The sequence below is a fragment of the Synechococcus sp. WC101 genome (assembly GCF_047461555.1).
Taxonomy (GTDB): Bacteria; Cyanobacteriota; Cyanobacteriia; order Thermostichales; family Thermostichaceae; genus Thermostichus.
Genome location: NZ_JANSHG010000218.1, coordinates 1 through 3,049 on the forward strand (window position 1 = coordinate 1; position 3,049 = coordinate 3,049).

A 3,049-nucleotide genomic window follows, 5' to 3' on the forward strand; every position below is an offset into this window, starting at 1 on the left:
GAGGAAGAGGCCTCCTACGGGATGAGCATCTACCGCGTTCCTCCCATTGGCGAGGGAATAGCGGGGGCAGCCCGCCCAGAGTTTTTCTTCGCCGCCGATGGTTCGCTGCAGCAGCGGGTGCGCATTGTTATCGTCGAAGGCCAGGGGCTGGCAGAAGTTACGGCAGTGGCTCGGCACGAGATTGGCCATGGGCTAGGGCTGTGGGGCCATAGTCCCAACCCGCGGGATCTGATGTACGGCGGCCACCACGCCGAGGCTACTGGCAATCGCCGCCTGCTGCGGGTGCCCACCATCACCAAACGGGATCTCAACACCCTCAAGCGGGTCTACGAGCAGCCCACCCTGATGGGCCAGGTCTTTCCAGAGAGCTACCGCCGCCTGTTTGGCCAGGTTCGTGAGGAGATCCCCGCACCTGGCTAAAGCCGCAGCAGTTGCGACGCCCCCTTGGCCGCCATAGCCAGGAGAAAAAACAGCAACTGGGTGGCCACGATGCTGGGGCCGGAGGGCAGGTTGAAGGCGGCCGAGAGGAGGATCCCCAGCACCGCGCTCAAGCCCCCGAAACCCATGGCCAGCAACACATAGGTTGTAAAGCGGGATCCCAAAAGCCGCGCCGTCGAGGCGGGGATGACCACAAAGGCGCTTACCAGCAGCACCCCCACCGAGCGGATCGACAGGGCCACCACCAGGGCCAGCAAAACCACAAAGGCCAGCCGCTGCCAGCCCACTTCCACCCCCCGCGCCCGCGCCAACGACTCATCCAGGGTCAGCAACATCTGGGCAGTCAAAGTCAGCCCAATGTACCCCAGGGCCAGCAGCAGGAGCAGGCCGCTCATCCAGAGGGCCGGCGGGCTGATGCCCAGGATGTCCCCGAAGAGCAGTTGGTTGAGGTTGCCGCGGTAGCCAGGGATCAAGCTCAAGCCGAGGATGGCTAGGGCCAGGGAGGAAGAGTAGATGATGTTCAGCACCGCATCTGCCGAAAGCTGGGTGCGTTCCAGGATAAAGGTCACGCCCAGGGCAAACACCACCCCAAACCCCATCAGCACCGCCGTGGGATTCAGCCCCAGGGCTACTCCCACGACAATACCCAAGAGCGCCGAATGCCCCAGGGCATCGCTAAAAAACGCCAACTGCCGAAAGATGACAAAACTGCCCAGCAGTCCCCCCGTCACCCCTGTGAGGACCCCGCCTAGGAGGGCCCGCTGCATGAAGGGCAACTGCAGCAATTCCACCACCCGCGCCCAGGTCTCCGGCATTTCCCCTCCTCAGTGATGGTGGATGTAGCGGGCAAACTCGGGGCTGTAGACGCAGCTCAGCATCTCTGGGGCCAAGGCCACCTCGGGGGATCCCTGGCAGATCAGGGAGCGGTTGAGACATAACACGCGGTCGCAATGGTGGGACACCATTTCCAGGTCGTGGGAGACTTGTAGGATGGTCCAGCCCAGGGATCGGCGCAGCTCTTCCAACATCCGATAGAACTCCCCTTCGCTGGGACTATCCAAGCCGGCGGGGGCCTCGTCCAGCACCAGCAGCCGCCGCGGCCAGACTAGGCAATAGGCCAACAGCACCCGCTTCAGCTCGCCGCCGCTTAGTTGACCCAGGAGTTTAGAGGCCAGGTGTAGAGCCTCGGCCCGTTGCAGGGCTTTCTGGACGGCTTCCTGCCGAGCAGCTTGCTGCTGCCAGGGCCAGCGAGGTCCAAGGGATCCCCAGCCCAGGGCGACAAACTCCGCCACCGTCACGGGAATGGCGGGGTTGAATTGCAACCGCTGCGGCACATAGGCAAGCTGCTGCCGCACCGCCTGGGGCAAATACCCCGACAGGCGCAGCCGCTCTCCCAGGATCCAAACCGAGCCGCACTGGCGGGGCAGGATCCCCAAGATGGCCTGCACCAACGTGCTCTTGCCAGCGCCATTGGGGCCGACAATGGCCGTATGGGATCCCGCCTCCAGCGCAAACGACACATTCTGCACGGCCAACTGGGATCCCCGATAGACCGTCAGCCCCTCCACCCAAAGGACAACTTCGCCCAAGTGGGAGGTCATCGCCCCCTCGCCAGCAGGTGTTCGAGGGCAGCTTGGCCCACCACGGGCAACTGCAGGGGAACCCAGGCCTTTTCCTTCTCAAAGGCGGAGACCAGGTTCTCCACGTTTTGCCGCATGACGGTTAGGTAGTACTCCGGCTCCAGACCCTCTGGGCCAGCCGTTTCGATGGGATCGAAAACGCGAACTTGGATCCCTAGGTCTCTGGCCAAAACCTCAAAGGGGTTGTTACTCCCCAGCTGCGGTTCCACCAGGATCGTCTTCAGGCCGGATGCCCGCACCGTCTCCATCACCCGCCGCACATCTTCGGGGGAGGGGCTGGCTTCAGGGATCTCCACCAAAAACTCAGCCTTGAGGTTGTAGCGCTCGGCAAAGTAGGGGGCAAAGTTGTGGAAAGCTACAAACTTTCTGCCGGCAAAGGGAGCCAAGCGCTGCTCGATCTCCTCATCCAAAGCCTTGAGCTTCTCGATAAAGGCAGCCGCGTTGGTGCGGTAAATCTCTGCCCCCTCGGGATCCGCAGCCATAAGGCCGTCGCGGATGTTTTCCACTTGCCGGATGGCCCGCCGCGGATCCAGCCAGATGTGGGGGTTAAACCCACCGTGGCTGTGCCCATGAGGGTGGCCATGGCCATGCCCGTGAGAATGGCCGTGACTGTGTCCATGAGAGTGTCCATGGCCGTGACCGTGGGAGTGCCCCTGCTCTGGCTCCTCAGCCCGCAAAGTTGGGATCCCTTCGCTGCTGTCAACGATTTGCAATTGGGGGTTCCCAGCGCTGGCGATCAACCCTTCCAAAAACGTTTCCATGCCCAACCCGTTGATCACCAGCACATCCGCCTGAGCCAGCAAACGAACCTCCTCAGGTCGAGCCTGAAAGTCGTGGGGCCCCATCTGAGGGGGAAGGAGTGGCGTGACTTCTGCCCGATCCCCCGCCACGGCGCGGGTAAATTGCGTCATCGGCAGGATGGTGGTCACCACCTTCGGGGGGTCGGATCCCTGCTGCGCCTGGGACTCTTC

The 3,049-nt window shown here is 62.9% G+C and carries 4 protein-coding genes; 1 reads left to right on the top strand and 3 read right to left on the bottom strand.

All coding sequences use genetic code 11. From position 1 onward, the window contains the following. Positions 1-420, top strand: a 420-nt coding sequence (locus tag NW809_RS11630) for a matrixin family metalloprotease (RefSeq protein WP_414402201.1), incomplete at its 5' end; no start/stop codon positions are given. Here the strand turns inward: NW809_RS11630 and NW809_RS11635 are convergent. The 3 genes from NW809_RS11635 to NW809_RS11645 form a co-directional block, all read right to left on the bottom strand. Then, the gene (locus NW809_RS11635) at positions 417-1,253 is read right to left on the bottom strand and encodes a metal ABC transporter permease (RefSeq protein WP_414402202.1); all 837 of its coding nucleotides are present in this window, start codon (positions 1,251-1,253) and stop codon (positions 417-419) included. The genes NW809_RS11630 and NW809_RS11635 overlap by 4 nt on opposite strands. 9 nt (positions 1,254-1,262) lie before the next feature. Then, entirely contained in the window at positions 1,263-2,039 is a 777-nt protein-coding gene (locus NW809_RS11640) for a metal ABC transporter ATP-binding protein (protein ID WP_414402203.1), read from the bottom strand. Beyond that, a partial coding sequence (locus NW809_RS11645) for a metal ABC transporter solute-binding protein, Zn/Mn family (RefSeq protein WP_414402204.1) occupies positions 2,036-3,049 on the bottom strand: 1,014 nt, incomplete at its 5' end. The genes NW809_RS11645 and NW809_RS11640, both read right to left, overlap by 4 nt.

Excerpts from the sequence above, each read along its gene's own strand:
- NW809_RS11640 (WP_414402203.1), bottom strand. The coding sequence starts at position 2,039 with ATGACCTCCCACTTGGGCGAAGTTGTCCTTTGGGTGGAGGGGCTGACG.
- NW809_RS11635 (WP_414402202.1), bottom strand. The coding sequence starts at position 1,253 with ATGCCGGAGACCTGGGCGCGGGTGGTGGAATTGCTGCAGTTGCCCTTC.